Origin of the sequence: Gordonia prachuapensis (assembly GCF_036350515.1) — a bacterium.
In the GTDB taxonomy this organism is placed as follows: Bacteria; Actinomycetota; Actinomycetes; order Mycobacteriales; family Mycobacteriaceae; genus Gordonia; species Gordonia prachuapensis.
Window position 1 is genome coordinate 55,959 of the sequence record NZ_JAZDUE010000002.1, and the last position, 15,880, is coordinate 71,838.

General features: G+C 67.8%; 14 protein-coding genes. 10 read left to right on the top strand and 4 right to left on the bottom strand.

The window, feature by feature from the left end:
• Positions 1 to 112: 112 nt before the first annotated feature.
• From betT to V1Y59_RS02665, 4 genes are read left to right on the top strand one after another with little or no spacing between them, the layout of a single operon-like run.
• On the top strand, positions 113 to 2,257 hold the full coding sequence (betT, locus tag V1Y59_RS02650; protein ID WP_330503291.1) for a choline BCCT transporter BetT: 2,145 nt from the start codon (positions 113 to 115) through the stop codon (positions 2,255 to 2,257).
• The gene (locus tag V1Y59_RS02655; protein ID WP_330503292.1) at positions 2,254 to 3,771 is read left to right on the top strand and encodes an aldehyde dehydrogenase family protein; all 1,518 of its coding nucleotides are present in this window, start codon (positions 2,254 to 2,256) and stop codon (positions 3,769 to 3,771) included. The genes betT and V1Y59_RS02655 overlap by 4 nt, the downstream gene beginning before the upstream one ends.
• Entirely contained in the window at positions 3,764 to 5,338 is a 1,575-nt protein-coding gene (locus tag V1Y59_RS02660; RefSeq protein WP_330503293.1) for a GMC family oxidoreductase, read from the top strand. Before V1Y59_RS02655 ends, V1Y59_RS02660 begins: the two co-directional genes overlap by 8 nt.
• On the top strand, positions 5,335 to 6,243 hold the full coding sequence (locus V1Y59_RS02665) for a DUF5996 family protein (protein WP_330503294.1): 909 nt from the start codon (positions 5,335 to 5,337) through the stop codon (positions 6,241 to 6,243). Before V1Y59_RS02660 ends, V1Y59_RS02665 begins: the two co-directional genes overlap by 4 nt.
• 4 nt (positions 6,244 to 6,247) lie before the next feature.
• On the opposite strand, the gene V1Y59_RS02670 is transcribed toward V1Y59_RS02665, so the two are convergent.
• Complete coding sequence (locus tag V1Y59_RS02670) at positions 6,248 to 6,850, bottom strand: TetR/AcrR family transcriptional regulator (RefSeq protein ID WP_330503295.1); 603 nt, start codon at positions 6,848 to 6,850, stop codon at positions 6,248 to 6,250.
• 71 nt (positions 6,851 to 6,921) lie between these two features.
• Between V1Y59_RS02670 and V1Y59_RS02675 the strand changes: the two genes are divergently transcribed.
• The 3 genes from V1Y59_RS02675 (at position 6,922) to V1Y59_RS02685 (ending at position 9,724) form a co-directional block, all read left to right on the top strand.
• Positions 6,922 to 7,776: an alpha/beta fold hydrolase gene (locus tag V1Y59_RS02675; RefSeq protein ID WP_330503296.1), complete on the top strand. Its 855-nt coding sequence runs from the start codon at positions 6,922 to 6,924 to the stop codon at positions 7,774 to 7,776.
• Between the two features lie 65 nt (positions 7,777 to 7,841).
• The gene (locus tag V1Y59_RS02680; protein ID WP_431309083.1) at positions 7,842 to 8,396 is read left to right on the top strand and encodes an RNA polymerase sigma factor; all 555 of its coding nucleotides are present in this window, start codon (positions 7,842 to 7,844) and stop codon (positions 8,394 to 8,396) included.
• On the top strand, positions 8,393 to 9,724 hold the full coding sequence (locus V1Y59_RS02685) for a VOC family protein (protein WP_330503297.1): 1,332 nt from the start codon (positions 8,393 to 8,395) through the stop codon (positions 9,722 to 9,724). Before V1Y59_RS02680 ends, V1Y59_RS02685 begins: the two co-directional genes overlap by 4 nt.
• On the opposite strand, the gene V1Y59_RS02690 is transcribed toward V1Y59_RS02685, so the two are convergent.
• Both V1Y59_RS02690 and V1Y59_RS02695 read right to left on the bottom strand, forming a co-directional pair.
• Entirely contained in the window at positions 9,718 to 10,200 is a 483-nt protein-coding gene (locus V1Y59_RS02690) for an anthrone oxygenase family protein (RefSeq protein ID WP_330503298.1), read from the bottom strand. The two genes, V1Y59_RS02685 and V1Y59_RS02690, sit on opposite strands and share 7 nt — an antisense overlap.
• Entirely contained in the window at positions 10,197 to 11,087 is an 891-nt protein-coding gene (locus V1Y59_RS02695) for a Rossmann-fold NAD(P)-binding domain-containing protein (RefSeq protein ID WP_330503299.1), read from the bottom strand. Before V1Y59_RS02695 ends, V1Y59_RS02690 begins: the two co-directional genes overlap by 4 nt.
• 91 nt (positions 11,088 to 11,178) lie before the next feature.
• Between V1Y59_RS02695 and V1Y59_RS02700 the strand changes: the two genes are divergently transcribed.
• The 3 genes from V1Y59_RS02700 (at position 11,179) to V1Y59_RS02710 (ending at position 14,563) form a co-directional block, all read left to right on the top strand.
• Positions 11,179 to 12,159 (top strand): helix-turn-helix transcriptional regulator, encoded by a 981-nt coding sequence (locus V1Y59_RS02700; protein ID WP_330503300.1) that lies wholly within the window; start codon positions 11,179 to 11,181, stop codon positions 12,157 to 12,159.
• Positions 12,160 to 12,166: 7 nt separating this feature from the next.
• Positions 12,167 to 13,483: a replication-relaxation family protein gene (locus tag V1Y59_RS02705; RefSeq protein WP_330503301.1), complete on the top strand. Its 1,317-nt coding sequence runs from the start codon at positions 12,167 to 12,169 to the stop codon at positions 13,481 to 13,483.
• 282 nt (positions 13,484 to 13,765) lie between these two features.
• Positions 13,766 to 14,563, top strand: coding sequence for a lytic transglycosylase domain-containing protein (locus V1Y59_RS02710; RefSeq protein ID WP_431309093.1), 798 nt, complete (start codon positions 13,766 to 13,768; stop codon positions 14,561 to 14,563).
• Positions 14,564 to 14,579: 16 nt separating this feature from the next.
• On the opposite strand, the gene V1Y59_RS02715 is transcribed toward V1Y59_RS02710, so the two are convergent.
• The gene (locus V1Y59_RS02715) at positions 14,580 to 15,845 is read right to left on the bottom strand and encodes a M18 family aminopeptidase (RefSeq protein ID WP_330503302.1); all 1,266 of its coding nucleotides are present in this window, start codon (positions 15,843 to 15,845) and stop codon (positions 14,580 to 14,582) included.
• Positions 15,846 to 15,880 lie beyond the last annotated feature (35 nt).

Consider the following 15,880-nt stretch of genomic DNA (forward strand, 5'->3'; position numbering starts at 1 on the left):
CCGTGTCTGATACGCCGAGAGCGAACGGGCCGCCCGAACGCCGAAATGGCCCGTTCAGGGACTTGGCGTCGAACCCGCGCCGGACGCGGTGAACAACGGTAGCCTTCCAGAAATGAGTGATGGCGCTCGGCCGCATCCCTCCGACCGGGATACCGGTCCGCATCCGCAAGCCTCCACGGGCTCCGTCAACAAGGTCGTGTTCGCCGCGTCCGCGGTCATCGTCCTCGCGTTTGCGATCTGGGCCCTCGCCGCACCTGAGGCCGCCGAGAGCGTGATCGGCGACGTCCGCGATTTCATCACCCGCTGGTTCGGGTGGTGGTACTTCATCCTGGCCACCGGCATCGTCGCGGTCGTGGTGTTCGTCGGTGCCAGCAAGTACGGCCGCTACCGCCTCGGGCCCGAGGAGTCGCGCCCTGAATACAGTCTGTTCACCTGGACCGCGATGTTGTTCGCGGCCGGCATCGGCATCGATCTGATGTTCTTCTCCGTGGCCGAACCGGTGACCCACTTCCTGGCTCCGCCGACCGGACCTCCCGAGACCAACTTCGCCGCCCGCGAGGCCGTGACCTGGACGGTGTTTCACTACGGCGTCACCGGCTGGGCGATGTATGCCCTGATGGGTGGCGCGCTGGCGTACTTCGCTTTCCGCCACAACCTGCCGCTGACCATCCGGGCGGCGCTGTATCCGATCTTCGGCCGGCGCGTGGAGGGCCGCTGGGGTGACGCCATCGACGTCGCCGCCGTGCTGGGCACAATCTTCGGGATCGCCACGTCGCTCGGCATCGGGGTGGTGCAGCTCAACTTCGGGCTGGAAGAGATCTTCGGGATCTCGCAGGGCAAGGGAGCGCAGATCGGGCTGATCATCCTGTCCGTCGTCGTCGCGACCGCATCGGCGATCTCTGGTGTGGACCGCGGAATCCGCCGACTCTCCGAGATCAACGTGATCCTGGCGATCTTCCTGCTCGTCTACATCCTGATCGCGGGCCGCAGCGACTTCCTGCTCAACGCGCTGGCGCTCAACGCCGGCGACTACGTGTCGACCTTCCTCGACCGCACCCTGGACACGTTCGCGTGGGATCAGATCAATCCGCCCCCGGACAATGACGCGCAGGCCTTCGTCGACGGCTGGACGCTGTTCTTCTGGGCGTGGTGGGTCGCGTGGGCACCGTTCGTGGGATTGTTCCTCGCCCGCATCTCGCGGGGCCGCACACTTCGGCAGTTCATGTTCGGCGTGCTCGTGGTGCCGTTCAGCTTCATCCTGTTGTGGGTGTCGATCTTCGGCAACAGCGCCCTCGAGGTGGCGCGCGGCAACGCCGACTTCGCCGAGATCACCGCCACGGCGCCCGAGGCGGGTTTCTATTCGCTGCTCGAGGAGTACCCGGGGTCGACGCTGCTGATCGGGGTCGCGACCATCACGGGTCTGCTGTTCTACATCACCAGCGCCGACTCCGGGTCACTCGTGATGGGTAACTTCACGTCACGATTGCCCGACCCGATGGCCGACTGCGCACGCTCGATCCGCGTCTTCTGGTCCCTTGCGATCGGTCTGCTGACGTTGTCGATGCTGTTCGCCGGCGGCGGCGACGGGTCGATCCTGACCCTGCAGGCCGCGACCGTGATCATGGGCCTGCCGTTCTCTTTCGTCCTCGCGCTGATCTGCATCTCGCTGCTGAAGGCGCTTCGTACCGAGTCGTACAAGCTGGACAGTTTCCGGACGACGCTGCCCAACCTGATCGCCGCGGGGCGTGGGGCGGCCGATCAGGGCGGATGGCGCCAACGCCTGTTGGGCACCCTGCGACATCCGGGTCCGGCGGCGACTCAGCGGTTCATCACCGGCTCGGTGGTCCCGGCGATGCACGAGGTCGCCGGCGAGTTCGCCAAGGAGGGCATCACCGCAACGGTCGACGAATCCGGCAGCAACGAAGGGGTGGCTTCGCCGCGGCTGGTCGTGGACCTCGCGGAGGAGCCGCGCTTCGACTACTGCGTGTGGCCGACATCGGCCCCGACACCGACCTTCGCGGTCCGCACCCAGTCGCACGACGACAGGTACTTCCGCTGCGAGGTGTACCTGTCGGAGGGCTCGCAGGGTTACTCGCTCAACGGCTACAGCCGCGAACAGGTCATCGGCGACATCCTCGATCAGTACGAGCGCCATCTCGGATATCTGCATCTGCGACGGTCGGCCACCGGGAACGTCGATTCCGACGGTGTGGTCGAAGCCCCCACCGACGATCCGGAAGGAGCTCCCTCCCCATGACCGACACCCTCTACATCGACGGTCAGTGGAGACCGTCGATGTCCGGGGAGACACGCGAGATTCGCTGTCCCGCAGACGGTTCACTGGTAGGTGTGGTCGCCGAGGCCGACAGCGCCGACACCGAGGCCGCGATCGCCGCCGCACGCCGCGCCTTCGACGACGGACCGTGGCGGGCCGCCTCGGCCACCGAACGCGGCGATCTGCTGCTCCGGGTGTCGGACGAGATCGACTCGCGGCGCGACGAGTTCGTGCGCGCCGAGACCGACGACACCGGCAAGCGGCCGTACGAGTCGGACATCGACATGACCGACATCGCCAACTGCTTCCGCTATTTCGGCAAACGTGCCGCCGAGGAGGCGGGCCGCATCGTCGATGCCGGGTCCGCCGACGTCGACTCCCGGGTGGTATACGAACCGATCGGTGTCTGCGGGCTAATCACGCCGTGGAACTACCCACTGCTGCAGGCCGCCTGGAAGATCGCACCGGCACTCGCCGCCGGGAACACGTTCGTGCTGAAACCCGCCGAACTGACCCCGCACACCGCGATTCTGATCATGCGGGTCCTGCACGATCTCGGGCTGCCTCCCGGGGTCGCGAACCTTGTTCTGGGCGCGGGCGCCACCGCCGGGGCTCCTCTCTCCTCACATCCGGACGTGGACCTCGTGTCGTTCACCGGAGGCCTCGCCACCGGACGCATCATCGCGCGTGAGGCTGCCGCGACGGTCAAGAAGGTGGCGCTCGAATTGGGTGGGAAGAACCCGAATGTCGTTTTCGCCGACGCCTGCGACACCGACGAGCGTCTCGCCGCGTCCGTGGACAATGCGCTCAATGCGGCGTTCCTGCACTCGGGCCAGGTCTGTTCGGCGGGGGCGCGACTGATCATCGAGGAGTCCGCTCACGACCGGTTCGTCACCGAACTCGTCCGCCGTGCCGAACAGATCCGGCTGGGACTTCCGTACGAGGAGGGCACCGAGACGGGGCCGCTCATCTCGGGGCAGCATCGCGACAAGGTGCAGGCTTACGTCGAGCAGGCCCGCGCCGACGGCGCCGAGATCCTCACCGGCGGCGCATTCGCCACCGGCGATCACGGTTCCGGCGTGCTCGACGACGGGTACTTCTATCCACCGACCGTCATCGACCGTGCGGACGCCACGATGGCCTGCGTCCACGACGAGGCGTTCGGGCCGACCGTGACCGTCGAGACGTTCACCGACGAGGACGAGGCGGTCGCCATCGCCAACGACACCGAGTACGGCCTGGCCGGTGCGGTGTGGTCGTCGGATTCCGCGCGGGCACGCCGGATCGCCTCCCGGCTTCGGCACGGGACGGTCTGGGTCAACGACTTCGGACCCTATCTGCCACAGGCGGAATGGGGTGGGTTCGGACATTCCGGGATCGGCCGCGAACTCGGACCGTCCGGACTCGACGAATACCGTGAGGCCAAACACGTCTACGAGAACCTCCGACCCGGTGTGACCGGCTGGTTCAGCGAGAGAGGAAGCAACGGTGAGTGACACGGGCCAGGCCTACGACTATCTGATCGTCGGCGGCGGATCCGCGGGCGCCGCAGTCGCGGCCCGGCTCTCCGAGGACGCCGACGTCAGCGTATGCCTGCTCGAGGCGGGTCCGTCCGACGTCGGCGACGACGCGATACTGCAGCTCGACCGATGGATGGAGCTGCTCGAGTCGGGCTACGACTGGGATTACCCCATCGAGCCGCAGGAGAACGGCAACGACTTCATGCGGCACGCCCGGGCGAAGGTCCTCGGCGGATGCAGTTCCCACAACAGCTGCATCGCATTCTGGGCACCACGCGAGGACCTCGACGACTGGGAGAACGAGTTCGGCTGCACCGGTTGGGGTTCGGACTCTGTGTACCGTCTTTATCCGCAGATCGAGACCAACGACGCCCCCGGTGACCATCACGGACGCAGCGGGCCGGTGCACCTGATGACCGTGCCTCCCGATGACCCCTGCGGCGTGGCCGTCCTCGACGCCTGCGAGGCAGTCGGCATCCCGCGCGCCGAGTTCAACAGCGGCACAACGGTGATCAACGGCGCCAACTTCTTCCAGATCAACCGACGGCCCGACGGGGTCCGGTCATCGTCCTCGGTCAGCTACCTGCATCCCATCCTCGACCGCCCCAATCTGACGGTTCGCACCGGGGCGTGGGTCAAGCGAATCGTCATCGAGCACAGCGACGGCGCCCCACGAGCCGTGGGCGTGGAGCTGACCGACAACGCGTTCGGTCGCACGGTCACGCTGCGTGCCGACCGCGAGGTCATCATCTCCGCCGGCGCCATCGACACCCCGAAGTTGTTGATGCTCTCCGGGATCGGTCCGACCGTCCATCTGCGTGAGCACGGGCTCGACGTCGTCGTCGACGCACCGGGAGTCGGCGCGAATCTGCAAGATCACCCAGAGGGGGTCATCGGATTCGAGACCACCCGGCCGATGACGCGGGAATCCACCCAGTGGTGGGAGGCGGGAATTTTCACCACCACGGTCGACGGCCTCGACCGCCCCGATCTGATGATGCATTACGGCAGCGTCCCGTTCGACATGCACACCCTCCGGCAGGGTTACCCCACCAGCGAGAACACCTTCTGCCTCACACCCAATGTCACGCATGCCCGTTCGCGCGGGACCATCCGGTTGCGGTCGCGGGACTTCCGTGACAAACCACGCGTCGACCCGCGCTACTTCACCGACCCGGACGGTCACGACATGCGGGTCATGATCGCCGGAATCCGCAAAGCGCGAGAGATCGCAGCGGCAGCGCCGCTTGCGGATTGGGTTGCACGCGAACTCTATCCGGGACCGGACACCACGTCGGACGACGAGCTCGCCGACTACATCCGACGGACCCACAACACCGTCTATCACCCGGTCGGCACCGTCCGTATGGGACCGGCGGACGACCCGATGTCGCCGCTGGACCCCGAATTGCGGGTGAAAGGTGTCGACGGCCTGCGGGTGGCCGACGCCTCGGTGTTCCCCGCGCATACCACGGTCAACCCCAACATCACGGTGATGCTGGTCGGCGAACGATGTGCCGAGCTGATCGCGGCGAACGGATGACGGTGTCGAACGAGTCCGGCTGGCCCACGATCCCGGTCGACGAGTGGGCCGACACCCGTGACACGATCCAGCTGATGACGCAGGTCGTCGGCAAGGTCCGGATGGTCAACACCGACGTGATGAGCCACTGGTGGAACGTCGTCCTCTACGTCTCGAGCCGCGGGCTGACGACTGGACTCATTCCCTACGGGAACCACGGCTTCAGCATGGATTTCGATTTCGCCGACCATCAGCTGGTCGTCATGACGACCGATGGCCGCCGGCAGTCGATCCCGCTGCGCGAACGGCCGATCGCCGATTTCTATCGCGACGTCATGGCCACGCTCGACGATCTCGGCGTCTCGACGGACATCTGGACCATGCCCGTCGAGATCCCCGGCGCGATCCCCTTCGACTCGGATGGTCAGCACTCGGCGTACGATCCCGATGCTGCCCAACGCTTCTGGCTCGCGCTGGTGCAGATCAACCGGGTCTTCGACATCTTCCGGTCACGCTATGTGGGCAAGGTCAGTCCCTCCCACTTCTTCTGGGGCGCTTGCGACATCGCCGTCACCCGATTTTCGGGCCGGCCGGCGCCGAAACATCCCGGTGGCGCCCCGAACTGCGGCCCGCATGTGATGTGGGAGGCCTACTCGCACGAGGTGTCGAGCGCCGGCTACTGGCCCGGCCCGGACGGCGAGGGCAGCTTCTACTCGTACGCCTACCCCGAACCCGATGGCTTTCGGACCACACCGGTCGGCCCGGCAGCCGCCTCGTTCGACGAATCGCTCGGCGAGTTCCTGTTGCCGTACACGGCTGTTCGCGAAGCCGCCGACCCGGATGCGGTTCTGCTCGAATTCCTGCAGGACACCTACGCCGCGGCCGCCGACGCGGCGGGATGGGATCGAGCGGGCCTCGAACGCTGAGCAGTCAGATAGTGAACGAATCGATGATCCGATCCAGGACGGTGAGGACCTCAGCCGTCGCCGCAGCCTTGTCCTCGGCCGCCGCGACATAGAGCGCCGACTCGTCGAGAGCTCCGATCGCGACGTGGGCGATCGGGCGGACCGGCTGGTCGGCGATCTGACCTGCCGCTATCGCCGCCTGCAGGATGCCCTCGATGAGGGCGAAGCCGAACTCCTCGCCCCGTGCGCGCCATTCGCTCCAGCCCAGGACGGCCGGGGCGTCGACCAACGTGATCTGATGCACCGCCGGATCGGTGGCCCGTTCGAGGAACACGCGTGACCCTGCCTTGAGCGCGCCGAGCGGATCGCTCGCGCCGATCTCCGCCACCTGTGTCGCGATCTCCGCGGTGATGTCCTGTTCCACCTGGTCGTAGACGGCGGCGAACAGTCCCTGCTTGTCCTTGAACTGATGATAGAGCGCGCCCCGCGTGACGTCTGCCTCGGTGACGATCGACTGGGTGCCGACGGCGGCGTACCCGTGGTTGCCGAACAGTGTGCGCCCCGCGGCCACGAGTGCTGCCCGGGTCGCGGCGGTGCGCTCGGCCTGAGTACGACGATTGACTTTCATACAGGTTGCACGTAACTTTCATACAGAGTGTTCGTAAGTTCTCCGAGTCTATCCGAGAGGCGGCACCCGCGATGACGACCACGATGTCGACGATCGATCTGCCCACCGCCACCATCGAATACGCGAGCCACGGCCCCGCCGACTCGCCCCACCCACCAGTCGTGTTCGTCCACGGTGTCCTCGTCGATCACCGACTCTGGCAACCGGCGGCCGAACTCCTCGCCGACGCCGGGTACCGCAGCATCGTGCCGACCCTGCCGCTGGGCGCTCACCACCTCCCGTGGGGGCCGACGGCGGACCGCAGCCCTCGTGGTGCGGCGCGCCTGCTCCACGAGTTCATCGATGCATTGGATCTGTCCGGTGCGACCCTGGTCGCCAACGACACCGGCGGAGCGATCACACAGTTCGCCCTCGACGACGATCCGGACATCGCTCGAGCCGTGGTGTTCACCAACTGCGACGCTTTCGACCTCTTCCCGCCTCAGCCGTTCCGACTGCTGTTCGCCCTGCTCCGGCAGCGACCGCTGCTCAAACCCCTCGCCGAGAGCATGCGCTGGCGCGCGCTGCGGCATTCACCACTCGGAGTGGGGCTCCTGATGAACCAGCCGGACCCGGAGTTCACCCGGTCGGTGTTCGAGCCCGTACAGACCGATGCCCGCATCCGAGACGATCTGATCGCGTTCCTGAAGGCGATCGATCCCGCGGAACTCGCCGAGGTCACCGCACGGATGTCGCGGGTACGGCTGCCGGTCACGATGGCGTGGGGCGTCGACGACCGGTGCTTCACACCTGAGCACGGACGACGATTCGCCGCGGTCTTCCCGGACGCCCGCTTCGTCGAGGTGCCGAACGCCCGCACGTTCATGTCGCTCGATCAGCCGCAGGCGGTGGCGGACGCCGTGGTGGCGACGTCGGCGCGGGTCTGACTGCGCAGCGAACCAATTCTGCGATCGGCCGTCGGATTCCGACCTCCGCGAACGACGATGTAGGTGTGAGTGGCGAACGAGAGGGTCCGCCCGGAGGCGGGGCGCCCGCACTGTTGGCGGTGTACGACGATGCGCTGCCGGCGGTGTACGGCTATCTGTTCCGGCGGTGTTCGGACCGGCGCGTCGCCGAGGACGTCACCTCGGAGACGTTCCTCGCCGCGATGGACACCGTGCGCCGCGACGACACGGCCAGGCCCACGACGGCCTGGCTGATCGGTGTGGCGCGACACAAGCTCGCCGACCACTGGCGGGCGATGCAGCGGACGCCGGAGCCGGTCGAGGAGGTTCCGGAACCCGCGGACGACCTGTGGGACGTCCACATCGACCGGATGGTTGCCCATCACACCCTCGCGACGCTGTCACCCACTCATCGCGCGGTGTTGACGCTGCGCTACGTCGACGATCTCCCGGTCGGCGACTGCGCTGCGATCCTCGACCGCACAGTGGGCGCGACCGAAGCGCTGCTCACCCGGGCCAAGCGGGCCTTCCGCGCGGCCTACCCGGAAAGCGACCGCCAGCCGGGTCGACCCCAACAAGCGCGGAGAGGAGGCCACGCATGAACGGGCACGACAACATGCCACGTCACGGCGGTGCGACGCCACCGGACCCGTTCACCATTCTGCGGGCCGCCGACTCGCCGGGCTGGGCCGACCCGATCGCCCCCGACGCCGAGTTCGCTCGCCGCCTGCGCGACCGACTCGAGCGCGGGGCGACCCTACCCGAAGGAGTTGTCATGAGTACCACAACCATCGAAACCATCAGCACCACTGCCGAACCGGCGGTGGAACGCCCCGGCGCCCTGCCGTACCTGACCGTCGCCGATGCGCGTGCGGCCATCGACTGGTACGTCGCACACCTCGGCGCCCGCCTGCGCGGAGAACCGATCGTCATGGACGACGGCACGATCGGCCATGCCGAACTCGAGATGGGCGGCGGTGCGGTGTATCTCGCCGAAGAGTTCCCGGACATGGGTATGCGCGGACCGCAACCCGGCCAGGTCTCGGTCAGTCTGATGCTGGCCGTCGACGACGCCGACGCCGCGGTCTCGGCCGCCGAACGCGGCGGTGCCGCGGTCACCCGCGAACCCTTCGATGGTCACGGCCAGCGCAGCGGCACCATCGTCGACCCGTTCGGGCATCGCTGGATGCTCACCGGACCGTCGAAGGCAGGTTCGGCGCCCGATCGCATCCGCACCGGCGACCTCGTGTACATGTCGCTGCAGACGCCCGACGTCGAGCGGGCCGCCCGCTTCTACGGGGCGGTGCTGGGCTGGGAGTTCGATCCGGTCCGGCGTCAGGTCACCAATCTCGGTCACCGACTGGGCATCTCGCAGTCCGGCGACTACGGCGAACACACCCTGTACTGCGTGTACGCGGTCGATGACTTCGACACCGCACGTACGGCGATCCTGGCGGCGGGCGGCAGCGCCGGCGAGGTCACCGAAGTGGGTCAGGAGGGCCGGCTGGTTCTCGACGCCGTCGACAACCAGGGTGTGGCGTTCTCGGTGCACGTCCCGGCCGACGACGAACCCCGACCCGACTCCCACCCCCGCGGGGTCGGCGAGATGTCGTACCTCACGCTGCTGACTCCCGACAGCGCGCGATTCCGCGCCTTTTACGGTGCGGCATTGGGCTGGACGTTCCGCGGCGGCCGCATGGACGACGGCTGGGAGGCCGATGACGTCCGGCCGCAGGTCGGAATCGCCGGCGGGGCCGATCGGTCGGTCGCCGTACCGATGTGGAACACCGACGACATCGACGCCACCCTCGATCGTCTACGAGCCGCCGGGGGCCGGATCATCGACGAACCCGACCGCCAGCCGTACGGGGTGATGGCCTTCTGCGCCGACGATCAGGGCACCCAGTTCTATCTCGGCCAGCTCTACTGACCGCGCGTCTGCAGCAGCCCGAGGATCATCACCGCGAAACCGGCGGTGGCGATCACGGCCCGAATGATGTTCCAGCGCACCCACGGTCCGACGAAATCCGCCCAGACCGTGGGTGCGTCGGCTGCGGGGACGTCACCTGCGGCGACGAGACGGTTGTTCAACGGCACGTTGATCGCCGCGGTGATCACCACGGCGATCAGCGTGAGGACGACCCCGGCGACGAGCCACCACCGCATCCCGTCGCCCCACCACAGCAGGACCGCGACGATGCCGAAACCGACTGCGCCGAAGAAGATCACCGCGAAGACCGGATTGATGATCGCGACGTTGATTCGCTGCATAGCCGGGACGGCGGCCGACGCACCTGCGCGCTGGAGGCCGGGCATCACCGCGTAGGCGAACGCGGCGAGGAGCCCGGCGACCAGCCCGGTGGTGGTGATCGCGAAAACCAGGACGGTGTCGCGAAGGATGTTCATCTCGCGACCTGATCCTCGTGAGCGGGCACAGTCGCCATCGATTCCGCGAATGCCGAGAAATCTGTCGCCGGGCGGCCGAGAACCTGGGCGACATCGTCGGAGACATCCGAGTTCCGGCCGTCGAACAACGTGCCGAACAATGCGAGTAGCAGACCGGCCTCGGCGTCGGGAACATCGAACTGCTGCAACAGTTCTCGATAATCATCGAGACCCACACGGGTGTAGACGATCTCGGTGCCGCGAGCTCGGCCGATCTCGGCGGCGGCATCGGCGAACGTGAGCAGACGCGGGCCCGTCACGTCATAGGTCCGGCCGGCGTGTGGATTGCCGGCGGGCGAATCGTCGAGCAGCGCGGCCACCGCGACCTCGGCGATGTCGTCGGCGTCGACGAACGGCTCGCCCACCTCCGGAACGGGAAGCGTCAACGAACCCATGGCCACCTCGGGCGCGAATCCACCCTCGGAGAAGTTCTGATCGAACCACGCGCACGACAACACCGTCGACTCGATGCGGCTCTCGTGCACCAACCGTCCGGCCTCGGCGGCCTCCGGTTCACCGCGCCCGGCGAGCAGGACCAGACGCGTCACTCCCGCCGATTCGGCCATCCGGACGAACTCCGCGATGTCGTCGGTGGCGCCGGGAACGATGAGATCCGGTTGATACGAGATGTAGACAGGGCCGGCGCCGCTGAGTGCCGGCATCCAGGTGGATCGGTCGGTCCAGTCGAAACGGGTCGTGCTCGACCGGCTTGCGCTGCGGACCGGATGGCCGCGCCGGGCGAGGAGGTCGGCCACCCGACGGCCGGTCTTGCCGGTCGCTCCCACCACGAGGACGGGAGCCACCGAGGCTGTACGGGCAGTGTCGGATGTTGCTGAGTTCTGTGTCATGAACCCACTCCACACCGGAAGGCCGAGACGATCCATGGGTGATCGGCTCGATTTCATACGTGATCGTCTCAGCGGTCGTACACTCGCTCACATGGACGCTCTCGGCAGCCTCTTGAACGGCCCCCGCGCACAGACTCCGATGATGCTGCGCATGGTCATGCGGTCCCCGTGGTCGGTGCGGATCGAGGACACCGCCCCGCTGACCGTCGTCGCCGTCACCCGCGGGGCGTCGGTACTGACCTACGACGACGGCACCAGCCATCACGTCCGCCCCGGCGACGTCGCGCTGATCCGGGGCATTCACCCGTACACGATCGGTGACGCCGAAGGCGCCGACTGGGTGGCGCGGATCGATGCCCACGGCGACTGCTACGACCCCACCGGCACCCACAGCGTGGCCGACGACATGTGCTTCGGGGTGCGCTCGTGGGGCAACACCCCCGACGACTCCGATGCCGCCGCGATCATGCTCATCGGCACGTACTCCAGTGGGGAGGTCAGCGAGCGTCTCCTGAACGCGCTGGACCGGATCACCCTCGTGCCGATGGCCGACCATCCGCTCATCTCGTTGATGGACGACGAGATCGTGCGTGATTCCCCGGCGCAGGAGGCGGTGCTGAACCGTCTGCTCGACCTGCTGCTCATCACCGGTTTGCGCCAATCGATGGAGGGCGGTCACCTCCGTGCCACCCAGTGGTACCGGGCGCACTCCGATCCCGTGGTCGGACAGGCGCTGCGACTGCTACACAACGGTGTCGACAAGCCGTGGACCGTCGGGACGCTGGCCGCCGCCGCAGGGGTCTCCCGAGCCGTCATGGCGCGCCGCTTCGCCGAGCTGGTCGGAGAACCTCCGATGGCCTACCTCACCCACTGGCGTCTCTCGGTGGCCGCTGACCTCCTCGCCGACCACGACACGGCGTTGAGCAGCATCGCCCGGCAGGTCGGATACTCCAGCCCGTTCGCCTTCAGCGCCGCGTTCAAACGCCACCGCGGCCTGAGTCCGGCCGCATTCCGCGCCCAGGCCTCGACCGATCGACTCGCCGCCCGGCCGGAGGCCGTCCCGGCCACATGATTCACTGATGGCCATGCCCGCCCGATCACCGATGTCCGATCTCGCGCGGCGCCTGCCCTTCGGCATCGGCACCGTCACCATGGTCCTGGTCGCGGCGATGATCGCGACGGTCGGCGTGGTGCTCGCCATCGGCACCCCGGAGAACCAGCAACAGGAGTACGTCGCAGGTCAGCTCCGAGGCTACGAACGCGAACCCGACGACGCGTGGACGCACTCCGACGAGACCTTGCCGGACTATCAGACCGGTGGTGGGATCGAGGTCGCGGACACCCACGCCGATCAGTGGCTGCTCAGCTACCCGTCGGGGCTGGGTCGGGCCTATCAGCTCGTCGACAAGCGCTCGGGCGCAACGATCTGGGGTGAGCCCGTCGTCGCCGGCCTCGGGGATTGCGCGTTCGACGAGTTCGGGCAGGTGGGTTGCGCGGTCAAGGTCGGCGGCATCTCCGACGGCTTCTACCTGGTCGACGATGACGGCCCCGGCTCCCCGACACCGCTCGACGACACGAAGCAGGTCATCGGCCTGGGTACCAACTACCTTCGCATCGACCAGGCCGGGTATCAGGTCACGCTGCGCACCCCCAACGGACGCGAGCTCTGGTCGCGGACGTTCGCCGCGGCCGCAACCGCCGACGTGCGCCCGGACGGCGTGCTGCTGGTGACGACCGCCGACGGCGGCCACTTCGTTCTCGACCCGGACACCGGCGCCGACCGACTCTCGTGCACGCAGTGCACCATCACGACATATCCCAGCGGAATCGCCGTCCAGTACAACGAGTTCGGACAGGAGCGCGTCGAGACCCACGCTGTCGAGGGTGGCGTCGTCCGCACGCCGCCGACCACTGTCGCCGAGGGTCTGCGTATCGTCCCCGGTCCTTCGGTGCTGCCGGTGCTCACCGGAACCGGCGACGGCCAGGTGCAGGCCACGCAGGGCCGCTACGAGATCCGCGATCCCGCGCGGTCGGAGGCGCTGTGGCAGATCACCGACCCCGAGTTGTCGAAGGCCAACACCAAGCCGTGCGGCACCGAGGTCGCCTTCGCGCTCAAAGACCGGTCGCGGGTGTTCTACACGCTCGTCGACGGCGAACCGGTCGGCCGGATGGAACCACCGAGTTTCGATGCACCGGCGGAGAATCTCGACAATCTGAACTGTATCGGTTCTGCCGGAACCGAACTCGTCTTCGCCAATCCCGATCAGGTGACCGCGGTGGACACTGAGAGCGGCGAGATCGCCTGGACGCGGCCCATCATCGGGTCCGCCGAGGCGGTCGACGGCTATGTCGTCCTGAGGCAGGGAACCACCCTCACCGTGTTGCGACCGAACTGATCGGCGCCGAGATCATGTGGCGGGTATCACAGTCCGACCCGCCGACTCGCTGACCTGCTCAGCGAGAGGAGCCGATCAGCGACCGATCAGGAACCTCTCAGAATCGGTAACGGCACCGTAACGGCCGGCGGACGATCTGATGTACGGTCGAGCGCGGCCATGGCCCGCAGCGGCGGGTCGGAGGTTGACCGAAATGTCCGACAATCGTTGTCCGCGAGGTTGATACGCTTGGGAAAGCACTCCGCACCGCGTCCGCTGCCGTTCACCCGGCCCACCGACACGGTGCCCCGCCGGTCCCGAGCATCGAGATCCCATCGTTCCCGCAACACCCGTCCGCCCTGGCTGGCGGTGACCGTCGTCCCGCTGGGGGTGCTTGCCGCGGCGGCCACCACGACCGCCGGGGCCGGCCAGTCCGCGGCTCCGCAGGCCTCCGACACGGCGAATGTGCGGTCGGCGTCCCCGGAGCCCCTCGCCCGGGGAGTGGACGCCTCGCCGGTGACCGCGGAGCGCCCCGCACCGCCCCCGGCACCCGCACCGCCTCCGCCGCCACCACCTCCTGCCAGCGTCACCAACGGGGCGGTGCCGGAGGCCAACTACGTCGCGTATCGTGATGCCGCCCAGTCGATGTCGCAGTCGACTCCCGCGTGCGGGATCGAGTGGCCGATGATCGCCGGGATCGGCCGCGTCGAGTCACACCACGCCAACAACGGCAATGTGGACCCGGCCAGCGGAGATCTGCGTGATCCCATCTACGGGCCGACGCTGAACGGCACGTTGGCCGGCAACGAGGTCATCACCGACACCGATGACGGGCTGCTCGACGGAGACGCGCACTACGACCGTGCTGTCGGGCCGATGCAGTTCCTGCCGTCCACGTGGGAGACGTACGCGTCGGATGGCAACGCCGACGGAAAGGCCGACCCGCAGAACGTGTTCGACGCCGCACTGGCGACGGCGCGCTACCTCTGCGACGAGCAGGGGGACCTGCGCGATCCGAAGGATCAGGTGGCCGCGATCCTGCGCTACAACAATTCGATGACCTACGTCGACGACGTGCTGGGCCACGCACGCACGTACTGAACCACGAAGCCCGAAGTCAGGGTGCGCTCAGGAAAGCCTGCAGCGCAGCCGAATACATGGCCACGTCGGCAGCGCCCATCATCTCGCGGGCGCTGTGCATCGCCAGCTGCGGGGCACCGACGTCGATGGTGGTCAGCCCGGTCCGTGCCGCCGTGATCGGTCCGATCGTGGACCCGCAGGGTAGATCCGCGCGATGGGTATAGCGCTGCATCGGCACCCCGGCGTTCTCGCACGCGACGGCGAACACCGCTTCGCCCACCGCATCCGAGGCGTAGCGAAGATTCTGGTTCACCTTGAGCACCGGGCCGCCGTTGATCGCGATCCGGTGCGATGGCTCGTGCCGTTCGGGGTAGTTCGGGTGGGTCGCGTGCGCCATGTCCCCGGACACACAGACACTGCCCGCCATCGCCTGCAGGTAGTCGGCACGAGACCCGCCGCGCGCCAGCACGATCCGTTCGATGATCGTCGCCAGGAAGTCCGAGGCGGCACCACGCTCGGAACCGCTGCCCACCTCCTCGTGGTCGAACAGCGCCAGGACCCGGGTGGGGATCGACGGCTCGCCGTCGAGGAGGGCCCGTAGGCCCGCGTAGCAGGTTCCCTGATTGTCGAGCCGTGGCGCACTGAGCAATTCGTCATCGGCACCGATCAGGCGGCTCGGCGCCACGTCGTGGGTCATCAGTTCCCACCCCAGCACGGATGTGGGGTCGATCCCGGCATAGCCCGCGACCCACTCCAGCACGTCCGGCGCCTCGGGGTTCAACGACCAGATCGCATCGACGTGCCGCTGCGGGTCGAGGGTGACGCCCTTGCGGTCCTCCGAGAGGTGAATTGCCAACTGCGGCACCCTCACCACCGGCTCGGTCACGTGGACGAGCACGTGGTCGACGCCGGCTCCGGACCGGAAGGCGAGCCGGCCGGACAGGCCAAGATCGCGGTCGAGCCACGAGTTCAGCCAGGCCCCGCCATAGGGCTCGAGCGGCACCATTCCCAGGCCCGCGGACGTCTTCGCAGGCCGCTGCTTGACCCGTAGGTTCGGGCTGTCGGTGTGGCCGCCGACGATTCGAAAGGTGTTGCCGTCTCCGGCGTCCCAGGCGATGATCGACCCGCCGCGGATCACATAGTTTCGGCCGCCCGGCGCCGTCCACTCCTGGTCCTCCGCGAGTCGCACGTACCCGGCGGCCTCGAGTTCGGCGGCGACGGTGGCGCACACGTGAAACGGTGACGGCGACGCGTCGATGAACTCGCCGAGCCCCTCGGCCGTCGCGGTCGTCGTCATGGTCATCGAGAGGACTCCGTTCGTCGTCGGTTCACCGGGCG

Coding starts and splice junctions, on each gene's coding strand:
- V1Y59_RS02665 (WP_330503294.1), top strand. CDS start 5,335: ATGACGGTGTCGAACGAGTCCGGCTGGCCCACGATCCCGGTCGACGAG.
- betT (WP_330503291.1), top strand. CDS start 113: ATGAGTGATGGCGCTCGGCCGCATCCCTCCGACCGGGATACCGGTCCG.
- V1Y59_RS02695 (WP_330503299.1), bottom strand. CDS start 11,087: ATGACACAGAACTCAGCAACATCCGACACTGCCCGTACAGCCTCGGTG.
- V1Y59_RS02670 (WP_330503295.1), bottom strand. CDS start 6,850: ATGAAAGTCAATCGTCGTACTCAGGCCGAGCGCACCGCCGCGACCCGG.
- V1Y59_RS02700 (WP_330503300.1), top strand. CDS start 11,179: ATGGACGCTCTCGGCAGCCTCTTGAACGGCCCCCGCGCACAGACTCCG.
- V1Y59_RS02705 (WP_330503301.1), top strand. CDS start 12,167: ATGGCCATGCCCGCCCGATCACCGATGTCCGATCTCGCGCGGCGCCTG.
- V1Y59_RS02690 (WP_330503298.1), bottom strand. CDS start 10,200: ATGAACATCCTTCGCGACACCGTCCTGGTTTTCGCGATCACCACCACC.
- V1Y59_RS02675 (WP_330503296.1), top strand. CDS start 6,922: ATGACGACCACGATGTCGACGATCGATCTGCCCACCGCCACCATCGAA.
- V1Y59_RS02685 (WP_330503297.1), top strand. CDS start 8,393: ATGAACGGGCACGACAACATGCCACGTCACGGCGGTGCGACGCCACCG.
- V1Y59_RS02715 (WP_330503302.1), bottom strand. CDS start 15,845: ATGACCATGACGACGACCGCGACGGCCGAGGGGCTCGGCGAGTTCATC.
- V1Y59_RS02655 (WP_330503292.1), top strand. CDS start 2,254: ATGACCGACACCCTCTACATCGACGGTCAGTGGAGACCGTCGATGTCC.